At 56.7% G+C, this 1,153-nt stretch carries 1 protein-coding gene; it reads right to left on the bottom strand.

Going from position 1 to position 1,153, the window contains the following annotated elements; genetic code table 11:
• Positions 1–1,086 (bottom strand): IS630 family transposase (locus BN2476_RS43735; RefSeq protein WP_143811231.1); only part of this gene is annotated, 1,086 nt, incomplete at its 3' end.
• Positions 1,087–1,153 lie beyond the last annotated feature (67 nt).

Below are 1,153 nucleotides of genomic sequence, written 5' to 3' on the forward strand. Positions count from 1 at the left end.
GTGTTCTGTCCCAGAAATAACTTTGCATAAACGCCCGATTTTTTCGAGGATGGAATCGGCGGTGGCCGTCCACATGAACGGGCGTTTATGGAGGTTGTACTGATCGACGTAACGCTGGATGCTGGAGACCAACTGACGCACGCTCTCAAACGATCCGCGGCGAATTGCCTGTTGGGTGATCAGACCGAACCAGCGCTCGACCTGATTCAGCCAGCTCGAGTACGTCGGCGTGAAGTGCACGTGATAGCGAGACCGCCTGGCCAGCCACGCTTTGACCTTCGGATGTTTATGGGTCGCATAGTTGTCGACGATGAGATGCACATCAAGATTCGTGGGCACCGCACGGTCGATGTGGTTGAGGAAGGCGATGAATTCCTGATGCCGGTGACGGGGTTTGCATTGGGTGATGACCTCGCCGGTAGCGGCATTGAGCGCTGCGAACAGCGTCGTGGTGCCATGGCGAACGTAATCGTGCGTGACGCCCTGGATGTAACCGAGTCCCATCGGCAGCAGCGGTTGCGTGCGCTCCAGCGCCTGGCACTGGCTTTTCTCGTCCACACACAGCACCAATGCGTTGGACGGGGGGCTCAGGTACAAGCCGACGATGTCGCGCACCTTTTCGACGAAGAACGGGTCGTTGGACAGCTTGAAGCTTTTTGTACGATGCGGTTGTACACCGAACAAGGCGAAGTAGCGCGCAACGGAGCTTTTGGATATACCCGTCTCCTGCGCTGCTGTACGCACGCTCCAATGCGTCGAACCCGGAGGCTTTTCACGCAAAACCTTGCTGAGCAGTTCCGCGACCGTCTCATCGTCATGCGTGCGGGGTCGGCCAGATTTGGCCTGGTCGTGCAGTCCAGCCAGGCCTTGCGCGACGAATCGCTTTTTCCAATGCGTCACCGCCGGATGCGTAACCCCACACTGCGCGGCAATTTCAGTACTTGAATAACCATCAGCTGCCATGAGAACAATCTTCGCGCGACGTACCAGCGAATGCGGGAGTGAGCGAGAGCGGCTCATTGCAACCAGTTGCTCTCTTTCGCTGGCTGATACTTCCACAGTAATGCCGGGTCGTCCCATGGCCATTCCTCAAGTCAACTCGATCAGAGGACATCACCCGTTTCATAAAGTTTCTTCTGAGACAGAACACTAG

This window comes from Paraburkholderia piptadeniae, assembly GCF_900007165.1.
In the GTDB taxonomy this organism is placed as follows: Bacteria; Pseudomonadota; Gammaproteobacteria; order Burkholderiales; family Burkholderiaceae; genus Paraburkholderia; species Paraburkholderia piptadeniae.